The organism is Litchfieldia alkalitelluris (assembly GCF_002153425.1).
Lineage (GTDB): Bacteria > Bacillota > Bacilli > Bacillales > Salisediminibacteriaceae > Evansella > Evansella alkalicola.
Genome location: NZ_KZ119600.1, coordinates 3454812 through 3476622, shown reverse-complemented (window position 1 = coordinate 3476622; position 21811 = coordinate 3454812). Strand labels below are relative to the sequence as shown.

The window sequence follows — 21811 nt, the reverse complement described above, 5'->3', positions numbered from 1 at the left end:
TGTTAGACTCGGGCTGTTGAGTAAATACTCAGCGGCCTTTTTTCATAGGGAATGTTTCAAATGGACGAGGCTGGGTAAAGTGATAGTAATACGAGACAGAAAGGTGTTGGGAAAATGAAACTACAGGCGTATTTTAAAAATGAAAATGATGCTTTCTCCACTTCTGTCAGGTTAAAGAAATTGAGAGTATCTAATGACCGAATCGATGAAATTCCAGAAGGAAAAGATTACACGTTATTTATACCTTCCTCCCATTACCAACCTTTGTCTGGGTCCATGAAGCCTATCATTCCAAGCAAGTTACCTGATTTATCCATGGAAGAGAGCCAAGTAGAATTAACCCATTTATTGGAGTTTGAGGTGGAGGAAGAGGATCTAGAAAAAGCTTTTCTTATCTTACAAGAAGAAGAGGCTTACGTAGATGGAAGCTTTATTGGCAACAAGTAATTTGAAATGAATTGGGTTTATTCACTGGAATGTGGATAAACCCTTTTAGTTTGCCATTAAATTGATTTATAATGATATAAGGATAAAGCCATACGGATATGTGTAAATACTGGTGCAAAAGAAGGGAGTGGAATCATTGTGCATATCGATCATTTCGATTGTAGCTGTGGGAATCAACATTATCCCATTGAAATAGAGAAAATACATATTGGAAACAACACACTTGATCATATTATTACCTATATAATGGAGAAGGGTTTTAAAAATGCAGTTATTGTATCAGACGATATCACTTCTTCTGTTATAGGTAAAAAGTTATCTATTGAGATAAGAGAAAAAACTCATTTTGAAAGTAAGCATGTCATTATTGAGCCTAATGATTTAGGTGACGTAGTGGCAGATGAAAGATCCCTAATACAACTAATGATTGAGAGTCCAAGCGAAACAGATATCTTTATCGCTGCAGGTGCAGGGACCATCCATGATATTACAAGGTTCGTTAGTTTTAAAATGGGGAAGCCATTTCTTTCAGTCCCAACAGCTCCGTCAGTAGATGGATATACAAGTATGGGTGCACCATTAATTGTGAAGGAAAAGAAAATAACTTTTCAAACTCATGCGCCGATCGCGATGTTTGCAGATCTAAAAATTTTAATGGAAGCCCCTACAAGAATGATTGCTGCAGGTTTTGGGGATATATTAGGAAAGGCAACGTCACTTGCTGATTGGAAATTTGATCACCTAATGACTGAGAAACCATTCTGTCCAACTGCCTATGATTTAACAAAAAAAGCGCTAGATTCTTGTATATTAAATGTAGATTTAATTGCGACCAAAGACGAAGATGGCATTAAAACACTGATGGAAGCACTTGTTCATTCAGGACTTGCCATGCTCATAATTGGACAATCTTTTCCAGCATCTGGAGCAGAGCATCATGTTTCACACTATTGGGAAATGGATTTTATTCAGAAACATAAACCTCAGAAGCTTCATGGAGAAAAAGTTGCAGTTGCGTGTGGCTTGGTGGCAACATTATATAAATCTACCTTCAAGGACAGAATAAATGAAACAGATTTGGTGGACAAAAAAGACAAAGTTTTTCAAATCATAGATGAAATTCCTGACCATACTTTCTTAAAAAGTCTAGTTAGAAAAGTGGGAGGGGAAACGTCTCCTTCTAGTCTTGGGATAAGTGAAGGACTTGTAAACGCTAGCTTAAAAGAAGCACATTTAATTCGCGATCGTTTAACAATGTTAGCTTTCTATAATAAATATTTTCGTCATAATGAATAGAAAATGGAGATGCATAAATGATAGGTGTAAAGGAAAGAAGAGAAATAAAAGCGTGTTTTTTTGATTTAGATGACACGTTATATGACCAATTAGTTCCATTTAAGAATGCTGCAAAATCAATAGGAATATTAAATGACATTAATTATGGAAAACTGTTTAAGACAGTTAGACATTATAGTGATACACTATGGAAAGAAGCATATTGCACTGGGGAAATGAGTCTTCAGGAGTTACGAGTTCAGAGATTAGTTAGGGCATTTCATGATTTTGATATTAAATTAAGTGAGGATAATGCTGAAAAGCTACAACAGATTTATTTAGATTATCAACAAAGAATTATACCTTTTGCAGGGGTTGTAAGTCTTATGAAGTCTCTTCAACAGGAAGGTTATTTAGTTGGAATCTTATCAAACGGTCCTGTGGATCATCAGTTGAGTAAGTTGAAAACGCTACACATTGTAGATATTATTCCAGAAGATTTTATTTTTGTGTCAGATGGAGTAGGAATTGCAAAGCCTGATAAAGGGATTTTCATCTATGTACAAGAGAAACTAGGGCTCTCTCCAGAAAACTGTTTTTATGTTGGGGACTCATGGGTTAATGATGTGATTCCTTCACACCACGCTGGGTGGAATAGTGTTTGGTTTAATTTTAGAAAACGAAAACCTTTATCAGATTTTAATGGATATAGGGAAATACGTAATTACATAGAAGTAAATGGATTTGAAACATTTCAATAGTGTACGATGAGATTAATTTTTAAATAAGCTCTGTTAAAGGATAATGTTGATATTTAACACTTTTGATTTTTTGTGGAAGGTATGCCTGTCTCTTCCTCTACAAGCAAATGCTATGTAGTATATCCGTCGAGACAACTCGCAGCATACTCGTGATGTTTATGCTCGTTCCTGCGGGATTAAAGGCAGGGGTAAGACCCCGCAGATGCAGGAGGCAGGACGCCGACATTACGCCGTTGCCCACAGGACGTGGGCATGTACTTAGGCGGAATTTGGAGGAGGCTTACCAGCCGCCCGCGGAAAGCGAGTACCTGTAACAAAAAATCAACAACTAAGTTTAAGAGAGCCTTTAAATAAACTAAAGGAGTGCAAACAGAAGATGAATATTACACAGCAGAAGTTCGGACAATTAGAGGGAAAGGACGTACATGCCTATACTCTAAAAAACGATCATAACTTTGAATTAACATGTATTAACTATGGCTGTATCATCACAGAATTATTGGTTCCAGACAACAAAGGAAATGTGGAGAATGTAGTTTTAGGTTTTGATAACATGGAAGATTACCAGAAGCATTCACCATTCTTTGGTGCAACTATTGGTCGGGTAGCTGGGAGAATTGCTAAAGGGAAATTCGAATTGGATGGAAAAACTTATCAACTGCCAATAAATGATGGGAACAATCACTTGCATGGTGGTATTACGGGGTTTGATAAAGTGTTATGGGATGTAAAAACCATCGAGGATCCTGATCAAGTTGGCGTCGTTTTCACATATGTAAGCCTTGACGGAGAAGAAGGTTACCCTGGTGAAGTTAATATAGAAGTAACATATATAGTAAACAACGATAATGAATTAATTATTAAATACAATGGAAAAACGAATAAGAAAACTATCTTAAATTTAACGAATCATACATACTTCAATTTAAGTGGTAATCTTAAAAGGGATATTAAGGATCATGAACTTACTTTAAAAAGCAGCAAATTCATTCCATTAAATAAGGAGCTTATTCCAACAGGTGAGTATGCAAATGTTGATGGTACACCATTTGACTTCCGAAATGGGAGAAAAGTTGGTGAAGGAATGACTTCTGAGCACGATCAAAATGTTCTTGCAGGAAATGGGTATGATCATCCTTTTGTACTAGACGAAAACAATGCTAGGGAGATTTTCTTAGAGGATACTCAAAGTGGTCGTAACTTGTTGATTGAAACTGATGAACCTTGTGTCGTCTTTTACTCAGGAAACATGTTAAACGGTGACTTTAATATTGGGGGTAAAAAGGCGGAGAAAAACCTTGCACTTTGCTTAGAAACTCAGAAACATCCCGATGCTATTAATCACCCTAATTTTGCATCTATCGTTTTATCACCTGAAGAAACTTATGTTTCACAAACAACATACTCTTTTAATGTGAAAAAATAAAATGAAGTTAACGTGGAATTGAGGTTAATAAGATGCAGACAAAATATAATAAGGTGAAACAAGAAATAAAGACGAGAATATTAGATGGTACTTATGTTCCCAATCAAAAAATTAATTCTGAAAATGAGTTAATGAAGGAATTTGGCGTAAGTAGGCATACTATTCGTGTTGCAGTTGGGGAACTTGTAAATGAAGGCTGGTTGTATCGTGAACAAGGTGCAGGTACTTTTTGCGCAGACCGAAAAACAAATGAAAAAAAACCTAAAACCAATAAGAAAAATATCGCAATCATTACGACGTTTATTTCTGATTATATTTTCCCGTCGATTATACGTGGTGCAGAATCCTATTTGAGTGAGCGTGGCTATAACGTTAGTATTTATAGTACAAACAATAATATTGATAGTGAAAAGCGTGTTCTGGAAAGTATTCTTTCTCAAGACGTGGATGGCGTTATAGTAGAGCCAACAAAGAGTGCTTTTACCAATCCAAATATTAACTATTATTTTAATTTGGAAAGAATGAACATTCCTTATATCATGATTAATGCATTTTACGAAGAATTGGAGCCATTATGTTTAGTCATGGACGATGAAAAGGGTGGATATGCCCAAACTGAGCACTTAATTGAACTTGGTCATAAAAACATCGTAGGATTCTTCCAAACGGATGATACGCAAGGGGTCAAAAGGATGAAGGGCTACATTAAAGCACACCGGAAACATCAAGTTCCAATTAATCCAAATTATATTATTAGTTTCTTTTCTGAGGAGAAAAAAACAAAGCCTCATGAGGAGTTAGAAAAGCTTCTTTCGGCTTCTGCTGATGTACCAACGGCTATTGTTTGTTATAATGATGAGCTTGCCGTATCGCTCCTTGATATAACAAGAAACAGAAAGCTCAATATTCCAAAAGATATATCTATCGTAGGGTATGATGATTCATTTTTAGCTGAGGCAACAGAAGTGAAGCTCACTACAGTGAAGCACCCTAAAATGGAGATGGGAGAAGAAGCGGCGAGAATGATCGTGAACTTAGTGGAGGAAAACCATTCTCCATCTAGGAAAGCATCTCCTAAGTATGAAAACGTGCTTTATGAACCGAAATTAGTCATTCGTCAATCCACAAGGAAAATTGAAGATAAATAAGGGACTTATTCTATATTAACGCTCAAAACATTCATTAATTGGCAAATTAAGTAGTATAAGGAAAAACCTGGTTTAATTTTAGATCAGGTTTTTTTGTTTTATGGAAATAATCAAATTGGCATAAATTCCACGACATATCTGTATGATTTTAAGTGGACTTCATTCTGTGAATGACATGAAATATTCAAAGAAATCTCTTGTCAATTAATGTCGTAACATATAAGATTAATAGTGTATGTTCGTGTGATTTAATGTTATAATAGAATGTTTAAATTATTATTAAGAAAACACGGGCTGAACTATAGTTTGTAGGGTTGTTTTAATACATAACTTTAATTTAATAGTCTTATCAGTGTATTTTCCCTACAGGTTTTTATGTTGGTAATAATTTTTAATTATACACATGGAGGTAATGTAATGACGATTGAACAACAAGCAATTAATAGTTTAAGAACCTTATCTATTGATATGGTAGAGAAAGCAAATTCTGGACATCCAGGTATGCCGATGGGGGCTGCTCCAATGGCTTATGAGCTTTGGGCTAACCACATGAAGCACAATCCAGCAAATCCATCATTCTTTGACAGAGACCGCTTTGTTTTATCTGCTGGTCACGGATCTGCCCTACTGTACAGCTTACTCCACTTAACTGGATATGATCTTCCAATTGAAGAGCTTAAAAACTTCCGTCAACATGGAAGTAAAACACCTGGTCACCCAGAGTTTGGTCACACAGTTGGTGTTGAAGCGACTACTGGACCACTAGGGCAAGGTATCTCTACTGCAGTAGGTATGGCAATGGGTGAAGCTCATTTAGCAGCAACATACAATAAAGAGGGATTTGACATTGTTGATCACTATACTTACACAATTTGTGGTGATGGAGACTTAATGGAAGGTATCTCTTCTGAAGCAGCTTCTATGGCAGGACATATGGGTCTTGGAAAACTTGTAGTTTTATATGATTCAAATGATATCTCTTTAGACGGAGATTTAAATATGTCTTTCTCTGAAAGTGTGCAAAAGCGTTTTGAATCTTACCAATGGCACTATGTACGCGTTGAAGACGGTACAGATATTGCTGCAATTGGTAAAGCAATTGAAGAAGCAAAAAGTGTTACTGACAAACCGACATTAATTGAAGTACGTACAATTATTGGTCACGGTAGCCCAAATAAATCAGGTAAATCTGCTTCCCATGGTGCCCCACTTGGAGCGGAAGAAGTAGCTTTAACGAAAGCAAGCTACGGCTGGGAGCATGAGCCATTTGAAATTCCTACATCTGTACGTGATCACTATGCAAAAATAAAAGTAGCTGGTGAAAAAGCAGAAGCTGAATGGAATGCACAATTCGAAGACTATAAAAAAGCACATCCTGAGCTTGCTCTACAATTCGAACAAGCGATCAATAATCAATTACCAGAAGGTTGGGACAAGGATCTTGAGCACTACCCATTAGATGCACCTAAGATGGCTACTCGTGAATCTTCAGGTCATGCATTAAATGCAATTGCGAAAAACCTTCCAACAGTATTTGGTGGATCTGCAGACTTAGCTGGTTCAAACAATACGACATTAAAAGGATTACCAATCTTCAGTAAAGAAGATTTTGCTGGAAGAAACATTTGGTTCGGTGTACGTGAACATGCAATGGGAGCGGCACTAAACGGATTAGCTCTTCACGGTGGTGTTCGTCCATACGGTGGTACGTTCTTCGTATTCTCTGATTACTTACGTCCATCTATCCGTCTAGCTGCTATGATGAATCAACCAGTTGTATATGTTCTTACTCATGACAGTATTGCTGTAGGGGAAGATGGCCCAACACATGAGCCAGTAGAGCAATTACCTGCACTAAGAGTAATTCCAGGTTTAACTGTAATGCGTCCTGCTGATGGAAATGAAACGTTAGAAGCATATCGTTATGCATTTGAACAACGTGAAGCTCCTGTTGCAATGGTGCTTACTAGACAAAAATTACCTGTATTAAAAGGATCTGCTGAACTTGCTTATGACGGCGTAAGAAAAGGTGCTTATGTTTTATCTGATTCAGATAAAGAAGCAGACGTAATCTTACTTGCTACAGGTTCAGAAGTAAGTCTTGCTGTTGAAGCAAAAGAGGAATTAACTAAAAAAGGTGTAGCAGTTCGCGTAGTTAGTATGCCGAGCTGGGAGCTATTCGAGCAACAATCTGATGAGTACAAGGAGTCTGTCATCCCTTCTAACATCAAAGCACGTGTTGCGATTGAAATGGCTTACCCACAAGGTTGGGAAAAATATGTTGGAGATCAAGGTTCAATCATTGGTATTTCAACATTTGGAGCATCTGCACCAGGAGATATCGTAATGAAAGAGTACGGATTCACAGTTGAAAATGTAGTAGCAAACGTAGATAAAGTACTTGCTGCTGTGACAGTGAAGTAATATATTTAAGCGAAATAAAAGACAGACTGCCCTTTAAAGTTGGTTTACTTTAGGGGCAGTTTTTTTTGTTGTTTAGCAGGAAATTATAAAATAATCGACCTGTGGATAACTCATTGATTTATATATGGGGAGGGGGGATCGTGGTGAAGTATAGTAGTGGAGTGATTATAAAGGTATTAAAAGAACATTTAATTTTACCCGTACACATCAACTTAGAAACTAAAACTTTCATGCTTCCTTGTATAAAAATATGGTGTGGGAGGAGAAAAGTGGACGAACTATTGTAAAAATATTAGTTATGCATTACAAGGTCGTTTTCCATGGCACTTTACTCACTAGATTGAAGATTTAATATATTTACTAGCTTGGTATCTCACGCGAGATTCTAACTTTTGCACAATTTCGCGTTCGATAAGCAGCCTATCTCACGCGAGTTTCTTGCTTTTGTTCATTTTCGCGTCCGATTAGGCCTCTATCTCACGCGAGTTTCTTGCTTTTGTTCATTTTCGCGTCCGATAAGTAGCCTATCACACGCGAGTTTCTTGCTTTTGTTCATTTTCGCGTCCGATTAGCGGCCTATCTCACGTGAGATTCTTGCTTTTGTTCATTTTCACGTTCGATAAGCGGCCTATCTCACGCGAGTTTCTTGCTATTGTTCAATTTCGCGTTCGATAAGCAGCCTATCTCACGTGAGATTCTTGCTTTTGTTCATTTTCACGTTCGATAAGCGGCCTATCTCACGTGAGATTCTTGCTTTTGTTCATTTTCACGTTCGATAAGCGGCCTATCACACGCGAGTTTCTTGCTTTTGCACAATTACGTGTTCGATAAGCGGCCTATCACACGCGAGTTTCTTGCTTTTGTTCATTTTCACGTTCGATAAGCGGCCTATCACACGCGAGTTTCTTGCTTTTGTTCATTTTCACGTTCGATAAGCGGCCTATCTCACGTGAGATTCTTGCTTTTGTTCATTTTCACGTGCGATAAGCGGCCTATCACACGCGAGTTTCTTGCTTTTGTTCTTTTTCACGTTCGATAAGCGGCCTATCACACGCGAGTTTCTTGCTTTTGTTCATTTTCACGTTCGATAAGCGGCCTATCTCACGCGAGTTTCTTGCTATTGTTCAATTTCGCGTTCGATAAGCAGTCTATCTCACGTGAGATTCTAACTTTTGTTGTTAACATTATTTAAAGTATCTTTAGTCACTCAATGAACGAGAAACCTCCCAATACAGCAAAAATGAATCTTCACAATTCTATTCATAGTTTAGTAATTATTTTATAATCTAAGTCTTTTAATACTTAATTGCACCTATTTATCGTCGCTGTAATGGTATACGTACATATTCTATATTATTTCGAAAATAGATGAAGAGTTATTAGAAGTGTAAATAGACATCCCGCCAATTCTACTTATATTATTGAAAGTAAGCAATACTCTAATGTTACCCCAAATTGTACGTATATGTTCAATTCTAGTTGGTTGTTCAGTCATTGACCCTTGTACGGATATGCGATAATCTTTGAATATAGGATAGACTTTATTTTTTATGAAAGCGCTTATATCTTTAATTAATGTGGAAGGGTGAATAAAATGGGACAAGAGTTTTCAAAGGCAAGAATGGTTGTTGATAAGGATTTTGTTATTTCAGAAATTGATAAAAGAATTTATGGTTCCTTTATTGAACATCTTGGAAGAGCTGTTTACGGCGGTATCTTTCAACCTGATCATCCATCAGCAGACGAAAATGGGTTCAGAGAAGACGTTGCAGAATTAGTGAAGGAGTTGCAAGTACCTATTGTACGCTATCCTGGTGGAAACATGGTATCTGCATATAATTGGGAAGATGGAGTTGGCCCTCTTGAGAACAGACCAAAGAGATTGGAACTAGCTTGGCGTGTGATTGAAACCAACCAAGTAGGGACAAATGAATTTGTCGATTGGACCAAAAAAGTAAACGCAGAGGTGATGATGGCTGTTAATCTCGGAACTAGAGGGATTGATGCTGCTAGAAATTTTATAGAATATTGTAACCATCCAGGTGGGACATATTGGAGTGACTTGAGGAAAGAACATGGTTATGAAGAGCCACATAATATTAAGACTTGGTGTCTAGGAAATGAAATGGATGGCCCATGGCAGGTTGGACACAAAACAGCAGAAGAATATGGACGATTAGCAGCCGAAACTGCTAAAGCAATGAGACTGGTTGATCCTTCGATTGAGTTAGTTAGTTGCGGGAGCTCAAGTGCACAAATGCCAACTTTTCCGGAATGGGAAGCCACAACATTAGACCATACGTATGACCATGTCGATTATATTTCACTTCATCAATACTATGGTAACCGTGATGGTGATACTGCTAACTATTTAGCTCTTTCCTTAGATATGGATAACTTTATTAAAACTGTCATTTCTACGTGTGATTACATTAAAGCGAAGAAAAGAAGTAAAAAGACAATCAACTTAAGTTTTGACGAATGGAATGTATGGTTCCATTCAAACGAGGAAGATAAAGAAATTGAACCTTGGTCCGTTGCACCACCGCAATTAGAGGATGTGTATACATTTGAAGATGCGCTGCTCGTAGGAAGTATGTTAAATACAATGTTACGACACTCAGATCGAGTTAAAATTGCAGCTATGGCACAACTGGTGAATGTTATTGCACCAATCATGACCAAGAATGATGGTGGCGCTTGGAAGCAGACAATTTTCTATCCGTATTACTACACATCTGTCTATGGTCGTGGTGTTGCGTTAAACCCTGTAATCAATTCACCTAAGTATGATAGTAAAGACTTTACGGATGTACCATATCTTGATTCTTCAGTTGTTTATAACGAGGAGAAAGAAGAACTAGTTATCTTTGCAACAAATCGTCATCTGGAGAACGGTTTAAATGTAGATATTGATATCCGCTCTTTTGAAGGAATGGAGTTAATAGAGCATGTTGTTTTAGAAAATGATAATCCAAAAGCTGTTAATACACTAGAAAATGAACAAGTAAAACCGCATAAAGGTGGAAAATCATATCTTGAAGATGGAAAATTAGTAGGTGTTCTTCCTAAGATGTCATGGAATATGATTCGTTTAAAAAAGTCCGGAAAATAAAATTAATCGAACTTATTCATAAATGAATCCTCAAGGAGATGAAAGGATGAACCATCACAAATATGCATTAACACCACCAATGGGCTGGAACAGTTGGGACTGTTATGGAGCTACTGTAACTGAGGACGAGGTAAAAGGAAACGCAGACTACATGGCTGAAAATTTAAAAATGTATGGTTGGGAGTATGTTGTCGTTGATATACAATGGTCCGAGCCAGGGGCTGTTTCTTCTGCATATAGACCTTTCGTTCCATTAGATATGGATGAACATTCACGTTTGATTCCAGCTACGAATCGTTTTCCTTCAGCCGCAAATGGAAAAGGATTTAAACCATTAACTGACTATATTCATAGTCTAGGCCTTAAGTTTGGTATACACATTATGCGTGGTATTCCAAGACAAGCTGTTCATCAAAATACGTCGATCTTACATTCAAAAGCAACTGCAAGAGAGATTGCCAAACCTAATTCCATCTGTCCGTGGAACACTGATATGTATGGCATTGATTCATCAAAAGATGGTGCACAGGCGTATTATGATTCCCTTTTTGAGTTATATGCTGAATGGGAAGTTGACTTTGTAAAGGTTGATGATATTGCAGACTCAAGATTATACGGGACACACACTGAAGAGATTCAAATGATACGTAAGGCAATTGATAAATGCGGTAGACCGATGGTATTAAGTTTGTCACCAGGTCCTGCTCCTTTAGAACATGCAAGTTTACTAGAGGAAAATGCGAATATGTGGAGAATGACTGATGATTTCTGGGACCATTGGGAACTACTCTATAACATGTTTGAGCGGTGCTATAAATGGAGTAAAAATAGTGGACCAGGGCATTGGCCTGATGCAGATATGCTTCCATTAGGTCATATTGGAATTCGATCAGTGGATGGAGGAGCAAGTGATCGATTTACTAGATTTACAAAAGATGAACAGAGGACAATGATGACCCTATGGTCGATTTTCCGTTCACCACTCATGTTTGGTGGAGAATTACGTGATAATGATGAGTGGACTTTATCATTATTAACAAATGAGGAAGTACTTCACGTTCATCAACATAGCTACGGTGCTAGGCAAGTTTTTAGGGATGACGATAAAGTCGTATGGTCTTCTAAAGATGATGATGGAAATACATTTGTAGCTATATTTAATTTAAATGATACAGAGGAAAATGTTACCGTTAATTTAGAGCAGTTAGGATATACTTCAAACGTAAATGTAAGGAATCTTTGGGAAAGAGTTGATTTAGATTTAGGGTCAACTCATCACAATTTAAGTTTTACTCTTGCACCACATGCATCTGTTTTTCTAAAACTCTATTAGGCTTTATACTAAAAGTAATTTCTGTTGTAGTAAATGAGGTTTTATTGGGGATTAATTAGGAAAACTAGCGTATCGCCAAGACAGTATATTTCTATCCTTAGCAGTGAAATAGAATAAGCGGAGAAATTCCGTTTATAATCAACTTTCACCTAATTTAGTGGCAAATAAGGGGAATTTTTCCGGCTTACAAAGGGAATTTCCCCTTTTTTAATTGATTGGAGTTCATAAGCGGAATTTCTCCGTCTATTCAGACTGTTTTCGAGCTATTTATTTTTTAAGCGTAATTTCTCCCCTTATTTATTCAATTGAACACCCTTCCTCGTTTCTTTACTTCAATTAAAATTGTAATGTTAGTATATTTACTAATAGTTGGATATTTAAGGAGGCTGCTTCATAAACTAAACTAATTAAAAAGGTTCGATATTTGGGGGTGGGGTTATTGGGTTAACGGTGAAAGATGTCATCCAACTACCAATCATGGAAACTTCGAAAGTGAAGTGTGGAAAGAAGTTAGTGAATGATAAAAAGGTTGACTGGATCTCAGTGATAGAAGTGCCTGTTGAAAATTTTGTCCGCAAAAATGAGTTGGTACTCAGTACGGGAATCGGGTGTGAAGATGACCCCATTTTATTAGAGCAGTTTGTAAAGGATGTTATCGATTCAGGTGCTTCAGTATTGGCTTTTGCTACAGGAAGATATATTTATGATATACCTGAAAGGGTAGTGCAGCTTGCCGAGCACTATGAATTTATCATTATCGAGATTCCTTGGGAAGTAAGATTTGGAGACATACTTCATACAGTTTTCCAAGAAATTAATAAGGATAAACGTTGGGAAAGGCAGCAGGCGGAAGGTGTTAGACAGGAGTTAATTAACTGTGTACTGCAAGAAAAAGGTTTACAGGATATCTCTAATATTTTGTACAAACATATTAATATACCGATTGTAATTACTGACCTCCTAGGTGAACCAAGGGCGAACTGTCATTTTAACAAAAAAATGTTGAACATTTTAAATGAAGAAGAGGACGGCCAACTACAGCAAATTCCTCCATCAGGCTTATTACCAGAACACCCATTATCCCACTATTTAGATGAATATATGATTGATCATGAAATGTGTTTTCGATTGACTATTTCTAGTAATCATCGAAAACAAGGCTATTTAATATTTCAACCAAATGATCGGCAAGATCTCACTTGGTTCGTTATGAACGTATTGGAACACGCCCTCACAGCATGTGCTCTCTATTTCGTGAAAGAAAACGCGATTGAAATGACGGAAGTTAGATTAAAGGATAATTTTATTTTAAATTTAACGAAAAGCAGCACGGAAGTAACCACTCAGTTGATTTCGAAAGGGCAGTTGCTCGGATATGATTTGACTCGTCCTTATATTTGTATTGTAGGAGAGTTTCAAGAACAGGATTTATTTGAAAAAAAGATTAAGGGTTCAAAGGATAGTCCTGCCAGTTCCTCTTTGCAAAGTATGAATTATTATTTGCAAAAGGAAATAACCAGTGCGGGGAAATTGTTACATCGCCGTACAATGGCCACTTTTGAAGAAGGGGAAGTTATCGTTTTTTTAGAGGCGGATCATAAACCATATATGGAAACAGCTAATCAGTTTTTAGATGTCATAGAGAGACGCTTGAAAGATCTTCTCACAAATGTAAACTTATCTTGGGGTATTGCTACACATAAAGATGGTCACTATGCTTTCTACGATAGTTATCATGAGGCTAAAACAGCTTTAGATATTGGTATACAAGAGAATGGTGTAGGTAGTCGTACTTTTTTCAGTGATACACGAATTAATAGATTACTGATGACTTTGTCACAAAAGAAGGAAATAGAAGAGATTGTAACAGATACGATTCAACCATTAATTGATTATGATAAGAAGAGAAAAACAGATCTTATTTATACGTTTATGATATACAACAAATATAAAGGTAATGTCAGCCAGACAGCAAGGGCCTTAAATTTGCACAGGCAATCTCTCCTTCATCGGTTAAGGAACATAGAATCATTAACACAATTATCCCTTGTAGATTCTGACGATTTGTTTTTGTTGGAGTTGAGTGTTCGCCTTTGGATGTTAAAAAAGAATATGGAGTGATCTTAAGATAACTATCTATGCATACGCATGATGGTTATTTTTTTGTTGTTGCACTTACGATTCTTTACATTTGAAGACAGTATAACCCTTACGGATCAATGTGTATAACGAATTTTAAGAAAAGTTCATACAGATTGAACATTACATCGGACTTGTTTTTTTTATATTATATAACATAACAAAAGATTTAATATTCAGACAATTACACCGAAAGAAAACAAAGGAGGAGGATCCCATGCTGCCGTTTGATTTGTTTGAATATCAGAATAGACTACGGGAAACAAAGCAGCGAATGGAAAAAAAAGGTCTAGATGTTTTACTTGTAACGGATCCTGCCAATATGAACTATCTTACAGGCTATGACGCTTGGTCCTTTTATGTTCATCAAATTTTAGTCGTTATGATAGATGAAGCACAACCCATTTGGATTGGACGCTATCAAGATTCCAAGGGTGCTAAAACAAAGACTTGGTTACATGAGGAAAATATTTATGCTTATCCTGACTATTACGTACACTCAGCAATTAACCACCCAATGGATTATATGGCAAATGTTCTAATTGATCTAGGAAAAGATAAGGGGAATATCGGAGTTGAAATGGATAACTATTATTTTTCCGCAAAAGCATATATGCAGCTTAGTAAGAACCTTCCAAATGCAACGTTTCACGATGCTGAGCTACTCGTAAATTATGTTCGAATGATAAAGTCGGAGCAAGAAATTAATTATATGAAGCGTGCTGCAACCATTGCAGAGCAGGCGATGACAAAAGGTGTGGAAAATATGTGTTCGGGGATGCGTGAATGTGATATAGCTGGATTAATTTATTATTACATGCTTTCTGGAACGGAGGAGTATGGAGGAGATTATCCAGCTATTGTTCCATTATTACCAACAGGTGAAAATACGGCAATACCACATTTAACTTGGTCTGAAAGATCTTTTGAAGAAGGGGATGCAGTCATTGTAGAATTAGCAGGTTGCTATAAACGTTACCATGTACCATTAGCGAGGACGGTTTCCATTGGAAAGCCCTCATCAAAACTGGAGCGTATTACACCAATCGTTGTAGAAGGATTGCAAGAAGTGTTGGACGCAATAAAACCAGGTATGACTTGTGGGGAAGTGGAAGAGGTCTGGAGAAAGAGTATTAAGAAGCACGGTATTGAAAAAGAGGCGAGATTAGGTTATTCCGTGGGACTAAATTATCCACCAGATTGGGGAGAGCATACAGCAAGCATCAGGGCTGGTGACCCAACTGTGTTGCAGCCAAATATGACATTTCATCTTATTCCTGGGCTGTGGTTTGACAATTATGGAATAGAGATAAGTGAGTCTTTCCGTGTCACAGAAAGAGGCTGTGAAACATTTACAAACTATCCTAGAGATTTGATAGTGAAAGATCCATTTATGATTCACCCACACGGAGGCAAAATTAGTTAACTTAGGGGGGCTGGCATGTCTGTAAAAATTGCGTTTATTGGTTTTGGTGGAGTAGGTCAGTCGTTAGCCAATTTACTGTGGAAACAGCAAGAGGAACTTAGGGAAAAATATGGTCTTGAACCAATTATCGTGGCAGTATCAGATATGATGAAAGGCTCCATTTATTCCCCAGAGGGACTTGATATTCCAATATTGATGGACTCATTACAGAAAACTGGAAATGTGGAAGATTATGAGGGTGGAGAAGAAATTTATCGAGGTTGGGATAGCTTTGAAACTATTAAAAATTCCAATGCTGATGTGATTGTAGAGGTTACTTTTACAGATGTGGAAACAGGTCAGCCAGCCATCGATCACTGTCGAACTGCTTTTCGGCATCAAAAGAGTGTGGTTACTACCAATAAAGGGCCAGTAGCATTAGCGTATGAAGAGCTTTCACTATTAGCTAGGGAAAATAATGCTTACTGGGGGTTTGAAGGCACGGTAATGAGTGGTACACCTGCTTTAAGAATGCCAGTTTACACATTGGCTGGGAATGAAATAACGAAAATCAAAGGGATATTAAATGGCACAACAAACTTTATGTTAACTGAAATGGAAAAAGGTCACTCGTATGAAGAATCATTGAAGAAAGCTCAGGAGTTAGGGTACGCAGAAGCGGATCCTACCAGTGATGTAGAGGGCTATGATGCACGTTACAAAGCTGTTATTCTTGCAAACTATTTAATGGGAGGAAATATAAAGCCAGAAGAAGTTCAGTGTGAAGGAATAACTGGTATTACAGAAGCGATGATTAAAGAGGCTCTAAGTTTGAAAAAGCGGTGGAGACTTCTAGCAAAGATAAAAAAAGATGGAGATCACAGGATTACGGCAGAAGTTAAACCTGAGTGTATAAATGAGGAGGATCCGTTAGCAGGAGTAACTGGTGCTACAAATGGTATTTTATATGAATGTGATCTTGCAGGCCCCATTTTATTAACAGGTGCTGGGGCTGGGCTGGAAGAAACAGCGTATTCCCTATTGATTGATTTGATCGACTTTAAAAGAAACTCTTGAGGTGAGGCTATTAAGTAAATGGAGGTGTCTATATGCAATTAAAGGTAAGGGAAGAAAAGATGTTTTTTGCAGGAGAATGGGTGGGGAAAGATGAGACGTTTAACGTGTATGACCCTCAAGATAATCAATTAATTGCGAAAGTACCTTCGGCAAATAAATCTGAAATGAAAAAGGCAGTTGAAAAGGCTCATGAGGCTTTCGAAAGAAAAGAGTCATGGCCAGTGCATGAAAGAATGAGTATTTTAAATAGAGCTGCAGATTATATGGAAATGCACAAAGAAAAATATGCATCCACAATTGCTTCAGAAGGAAGTAAAACAATTAATGAAGCACGATCAGAAGTAAAAAGAGCAATTCAAACGATACGAATTAGTGCAGAAGAAGCAAGGAGAATAAATGGGGAAACGATAAATTTTGACCAAAACGAAGGTAGTGAAAATAGAATTGGTTACTATTATCGGTTTCCCATTGGTGTTATTGCAGCCATCACCCCTTTTAATGATCCCCTAAATTTAGTTGCTCATAAAGTGGGTCCTGCTATTGCCTCAGGAAATGCCATTGTCGTTAAACCAGCCTCAGTAACTCCATTAAGCGCCCTATTGTTAGCGGAGGCATTTATGTATGCTGGATTACCTGAAGGCTTTTTATCTGTCATTACGGGATCAGGAAGAGAGTTAGGGGAAATACTTGTCACTCACCCAGCAGTAAAAATGGTGTCTTTTACTGGTGGAGGAGAAGCGGGAGAAAAGATCGCGCATCAGGCAGGATTAAAAAAGGTGAGTATGGAGCTCGGATCGAATTCTCCTGTTATTGTCATGGATGATGCATGTTTGTCAGATGCAGTTCAATCCTGTGTATCTGGTGCATTTTCTGCCGTAGGGCAAAATTGTATTGGAGTGCAAAGGATCTATGTGGAGGAAGATATATATTCAGAATTTGTCTGGGGATTTGTTGAAAGAACTGCTGATTTAAATGTAGGAGACAAAATGGGTGAACTAACGGATATTGGCCCTATGATAAATGAAACAGAGGCTACGCGTGTGGAAGAATGGGTAAATGAAGCAGTAATCCGTGGAGCAAAGCTACAAATTGGTGGTAAAAGAGAGGGGGCCTTTTACTATCCTACTGTTTTAACAGATGTCCCTGAAGATGCAAGGATAGCAAAAGAAGAGATTTTTGGCCCTGTTGTTCTGATATACCCCGTTAAAAATATATGGGAAGCAGTGGAAAAATCCAATAATGTAGACTATGGGTTACATGCTGGGATTTTTACCTCCGATATTGAAAAAGCGTTTTATACAATAAAGAAGTTAAATGTTGGTGGTGTCATGGTAAACGACAGCAGTGACTACCGAATTGATGCCATGCCTTTTGGAGGTGTTAAAGGGTCTGGTTTAGGAAGAGAAGGGGTTCGATCTTCCATTGAGTCAATGACAGAACCTAAAGTTGTTAGTTTTAGACTGAATGAACGACTGCTATAACGTATGATTAACCAATTATTACAGAATAGTATGTTGTTACTTTAAGTGTAATCGTGTGTTGATGAGTGCTTCACGAACACGCCTTCCGCGGGTAACGCCTAAGGAATGAATGAATGAGACCTGTGCATATTCGAATGCTCAGGTCTCATCTCTTCATTTTCTAAATAAGGAACATTAAATATTGGTGCGATTTAAACACTACATTACGACTTATTTCAGCGGCCTTGAATGGTAGTCTTATGTTGCATAACTTTGCTTAACTTCTCGTTCAACAACTACTCCTCTTTGATCGACGCTCAACTCTTCTACGTTATATGTTGGAAACTTTAGTTGGACTTGTTCCCTTAGCTTTTTTCCATTTCCTTTTGATGTGAAGAAAAGTATGATTGGTCCAGCACCACTTAGGGTGACACCATAAGCATTCAATTCACCTACGATAGAGAATGCAGTTTTTAACTCAGGCACGATTGATTTTCTATACGGCTGGTGAAAAAGATCCTTCATCATCATTTTCCCCATGATATCCCAGCGCTTCTGAAAAATAGAGGCAACCAGAACATTGCTTACACTACTAGCTTTTACAGCGTCTTTATACGCTAAAGATTCAGGTAATATGCTTCTAGATGCCTTGGTTTTTAACTCAGTTTCAGGGATTAGTGCTACCATATCAAAGTCAGGACAGCCCCCTAAGACGATATTCGTGTCCTCATCACTATGATTTCCAATGACAAGACCTCCGTAGAGGGAGGCACAAGCATTGTCAGGGTGTCCCTCAATGAGACTGGCACGACGTGCTTTTTCGTCCACAGATAGATCTAAGTGGAGTAGTTGATTTGCCAATTCAATCCCAGAAACAATCGCTGCAGCACTGCTTCCCATTCCTCTTGAAAGGGGAATGTTACTGTAGAGAGATACTTCACAAGTTGGTAATGATAGATTGTAATCTCTAGCAACTGATTCGGCAACTTCATAAATTAAATTACTTTTATCTGTTGGAATTCCCGTTAAATTATCAGAGCTTGGAATAAAACTCCAGTCGCTACTTTCTTTCACTTCAAGGGTTAAATAGCGATTGAGTGCAAGACCAATGGAATCAAAACCAGGGCCAAGGTTTGCAGTACTCCCTGGAACCGTGATAGTAAAAAGCATTTTATCTTTCATGGGTAACACGTCCCAGTATATGGTCAAATAACATTTCCTCATCGTTTGGTAGTTTAACAGGTGCAATCTGAGCTGTGTCTATCGCGCAGTTAGGGTCTTTCAGGCCATTTCCAGTTAGTACGGAGACAACTTTAGCTCCCTTGCGAATTTCACCTGACTGTACTTGTTTAATGACTCCAGCTATTGAGGCACATGAAGCTGGTTCAGCGAAAACACCTTCTTTTTGTGCAAGTAATTGATAAGCTTCTAAAATTTCTTTATCTGTTACTTCATCAATTTTACCATTTGAATTGTGGGCCGCTTTGACTGCTTTATCCCAGCTGGCAGGATTTCCGATTCGAATGGCTGTTGCAACCGTCTCAGGGCTTTCAATTACTTGGTTCCGTACGATGGCAGCAGCGCCTTCTGCTTCAAAGCCATGCATTTCTGGAAGTCCAGTTTGATGAAGTTGATGATATTCTTCAAAACCTTTCCAGTAAGCAGTAATATTACCAGCATTCCCGACTGGGATGGCTAAAACATCAGGGGCACTCCCTAATTGGTCGCAAACTTCAAAAGCCGCTGTTTTTTGCCCTTCAATACGATAAGGGTTTACTGAGTTGACTAGAGTGATCGGTGAGACTTCACTTAATTTCCGAACCATTTGTAAAGCTTGATCAAAGTTTCCTTCAATGGCGTATATTTCAGCACCGTACATCACTGCTTGAGCTAATTTCCCCATAGCGATTTTTCCGTCAGGGATTACAATGATACAACGTAATTTTGCTCTAGCTGCGTAGGCTGCAGCGGCTGCAGAGGTATTCCCAGTGGAGGCGCACATAATCGCTTCGCTACCTTCCTCCTTGGCCTTAGCAACAGCCATCACCATTCCACGATCCTTAAATGAACCAGTTGGATTTGCGCCTTCGTATTTTGCATATAGTTCTATTCCAAGCTGCTCAGATAGCTGCTCCAGAGGTATTAAAGGAGTATTCCCTTCACATAATGATAGTTTTGGAGTGTTATCTGATACTGGTAATAAATCTTTGTACTGATGTAGTAATCCTTTCCACCTCATCAATTTTCCTCTCCTTCCACGCGGTAGCTGCTTTTCACTTCAGCGACGGCATCTAGATCATTTAATTGCTGTAATATAATTTCGTAATTTAATTTAGATACTTTATGCGTAACAATAATAATTTCAGCTAAATTGCCTTCCGTAAGTGGAAGTTGCAAGATTTTTTCAAGACTTACGTTTTGTCCTGAAAACACAGATGTTAATGCTGCAAATGTTCCAGGTTGGTCCTTTGCATGAATTCGTAAAAAATATTTAGCATTAATCTCATCATCTGATTTAAGGTTCTTTGGATATTGTGGAAGAACGACACTATTTCCATTTACCTCTAGTCGCATGTTTTTAGCGACTTCCACTAAATCTGAGACAACTGCAGTAGCTGTTGGAAGCTTACCAGCCCCTGGACCATAAAACATGGTTTCCCCTACAGCTTCACCGTACACATAAACAGCATTAAATTCATTATGAACGGCAGCGAGTGGGTGGGAATGTGGAAGTAGGGTTGGTTGTACGCTTATTTCCACTTTGCTCTTTGTACGATTTGCAAGACCGATTAATTTCATCGTATACCCTAGTTGGTCACAATAGTTTAAATCAGACTGTGTAACTTGGGAAATTCCTGAAACATGAACATCGTCTAGGTCCACTTTCATGGAAAACCCTAGAGTTGCTAATATTGCAATCTTCCTTGCTGCATCTAAGCCTTCCACATCTGAAGTAGGATCAGCCTCAGCATAACCTAGTTCCTGGGCTTCCTTCAGAACTTCTTCATAATCGCGCCCTTCTTGAGACATCTTAGTGAGAATGTAATTTGTTGTGCCATTTACAATTCCCATCATCTTTGTAATGCGATCGGAAGCCAAGCCTTCAGCCAAACTTCTTAAAATTGGGATTCCACCAGCTACGCTAGCTTCGTAAAACAAGTCACATTTATTTTCTAAAGCTGTTTGGAGGAGTTCGCTTCCATGAACGGCCATTAAATCTTTATTAGCAGTGACAACATGTTTTTTATTTTCTAGCGCTTTTAAGATGTATTCCCTAGTTTGGTCTACGCCACCCATGACCTCGATGACAACATCAATATCTGGATCTGCTAAAACTTCATTAGGATCATCTGTTAATCTTGTTCCGTTTAAATAAACGTCTCTTTTCTTATTTGTATCTTTCACTAATATCTTTTTTACACTGACTTTGCACCCGACTTGATGCATCAGTTTATCCTGATGCTGATCAATAATTTGAACAACACCGCTCCCAACTGTTCCTAAGCCTAATAGACCTACCGAAATACTCTCCATGATATCCTCGCCCTTCACTTATGTCTTCTTATAGAAGACACCTGTATATATATAAAAGACATTATAGTCTGTGTAAGATCTTTTTACAACCCTTAAGATGCACTAATTTTTCTTTTGTACCAAGGGTTTAATGGGTTTAGGATTCCATAAGTCAGATGTACGAATGGAGTAAGCGCATACATGAAGTAAATGAAATTTCAGAAAAAAATTATAACTTTTGCTGAGGTTCATTGGGGAAATCTATAAAATGATTGGAAAAGACAAATC

The 21811-nt window shown here is 37.9% G+C and carries 15 protein-coding genes; 12 read left to right on the top strand and 3 right to left on the bottom strand.

The window, feature by feature from the left end; translation table 11 throughout:
* The first annotated feature begins 114 nt into the window (after positions 1 to 114).
* From BW724_RS16755 to BW724_RS16700, 12 genes are all read left to right on the top strand, one after another.
* A complete protein-coding gene (locus tag BW724_RS16755; RefSeq protein ID WP_088076315.1) occupies positions 115 to 447 on the top strand; it encodes a hypothetical protein in 333 nt (110 codons plus the stop codon).
* A 138-nt stretch (positions 448 to 585) separates the two neighbouring features.
* Positions 586 to 1743 carry a sn-glycerol-1-phosphate dehydrogenase gene (locus BW724_RS16750; RefSeq protein ID WP_235848998.1) on the top strand — a complete coding sequence of 386 codons (1158 nt, stop codon included), beginning with the start codon at positions 586 to 588 and terminating at the stop codon, positions 1741 to 1743.
* Positions 1744 to 1760: 17 nt separating this feature from the next.
* Positions 1761 to 2483: an HAD family hydrolase gene (locus BW724_RS16745; protein ID WP_088076313.1), complete on the top strand. Its 723-nt coding sequence runs from the start codon at positions 1761 to 1763 to the stop codon at positions 2481 to 2483.
* A 376-nt stretch (positions 2484 to 2859) separates the two neighbouring features.
* On the top strand, positions 2860 to 3909 hold the full coding sequence (locus BW724_RS16740) for an aldose epimerase family protein (RefSeq protein ID WP_088076312.1): 1050 nt from the start codon (positions 2860 to 2862) through the stop codon (positions 3907 to 3909).
* A gap of 32 nt (positions 3910 to 3941) precedes the next feature.
* Positions 3942 to 5057 (top strand): GntR family transcriptional regulator, encoded by a 1116-nt coding sequence (locus tag BW724_RS16735; RefSeq protein WP_088076311.1) that lies wholly within the window; start codon positions 3942 to 3944, stop codon positions 5055 to 5057.
* Between the two features lie 417 nt (positions 5058 to 5474).
* A complete protein-coding gene (gene tkt, locus BW724_RS16730; RefSeq protein ID WP_088076310.1) occupies positions 5475 to 7481 on the top strand; it encodes a transketolase in 2007 nt (668 codons plus the stop codon).
* Positions 7482 to 9075: 1594 nt separating this feature from the next.
* On the top strand, positions 9076 to 10596 hold the full coding sequence (locus BW724_RS16725) for an arabinosylfuranosidase ArfA (RefSeq protein ID WP_088076309.1): 1521 nt from the start codon (positions 9076 to 9078) through the stop codon (positions 10594 to 10596).
* Between the two features lie 46 nt (positions 10597 to 10642).
* Positions 10643 to 11929, top strand: coding sequence for a glycoside hydrolase family 27 protein (locus BW724_RS16720; RefSeq protein WP_088076308.1), 1287 nt, complete (start codon positions 10643 to 10645; stop codon positions 11927 to 11929).
* 450 nt (positions 11930 to 12379) lie between these two features.
* Positions 12380 to 14050 (top strand): PucR family transcriptional regulator, encoded by a 1671-nt coding sequence (locus tag BW724_RS16715; protein ID WP_235848997.1) that lies wholly within the window; start codon positions 12380 to 12382, stop codon positions 14048 to 14050.
* A gap of 235 nt (positions 14051 to 14285) precedes the next feature.
* Positions 14286 to 15494, top strand: coding sequence for a M24 family metallopeptidase (locus BW724_RS16710; protein WP_088076306.1), 1209 nt, complete (start codon positions 14286 to 14288; stop codon positions 15492 to 15494).
* A gap of 15 nt (positions 15495 to 15509) precedes the next feature.
* Positions 15510 to 16550 carry a homoserine dehydrogenase gene (locus BW724_RS16705; protein WP_088076305.1) on the top strand — a complete coding sequence of 347 codons (1041 nt, stop codon included), beginning with the start codon at positions 15510 to 15512 and terminating at the stop codon, positions 16548 to 16550.
* 32 nt (positions 16551 to 16582) lie between these two features.
* A complete protein-coding gene (locus tag BW724_RS16700) occupies positions 16583 to 18031 on the top strand; it encodes an aldehyde dehydrogenase family protein (protein ID WP_088076304.1) in 1449 nt (482 codons plus the stop codon).
* Between the two features lie 237 nt (positions 18032 to 18268).
* On the opposite strand, the gene thrB is transcribed toward BW724_RS16700, so the two are convergent.
* The 3 genes from thrB to BW724_RS16685 are packed head-to-tail and all read right to left on the bottom strand — an operon-like array spanning position 18269 to position 21544.
* The gene (thrB, locus tag BW724_RS16695; protein ID WP_088076303.1) at positions 18269 to 19192 is read right to left on the bottom strand and encodes a homoserine kinase; all 924 of its coding nucleotides are present in this window, start codon (positions 19190 to 19192) and stop codon (positions 18269 to 18271) included.
* Positions 19182 to 20249 (bottom strand): threonine synthase, encoded by a 1068-nt coding sequence (gene thrC / locus BW724_RS16690; RefSeq protein WP_088076302.1) that lies wholly within the window; start codon positions 20247 to 20249, stop codon positions 19182 to 19184. Before thrC ends, thrB begins: the two co-directional genes overlap by 11 nt.
* Positions 20249 to 21544 (bottom strand): homoserine dehydrogenase, encoded by a 1296-nt coding sequence (locus tag BW724_RS16685; protein WP_176371445.1) that lies wholly within the window; start codon positions 21542 to 21544, stop codon positions 20249 to 20251. Before BW724_RS16685 ends, thrC begins: the two co-directional genes overlap by 1 nt.
* Positions 21545 to 21811: the final 267 nt, after the last annotated feature.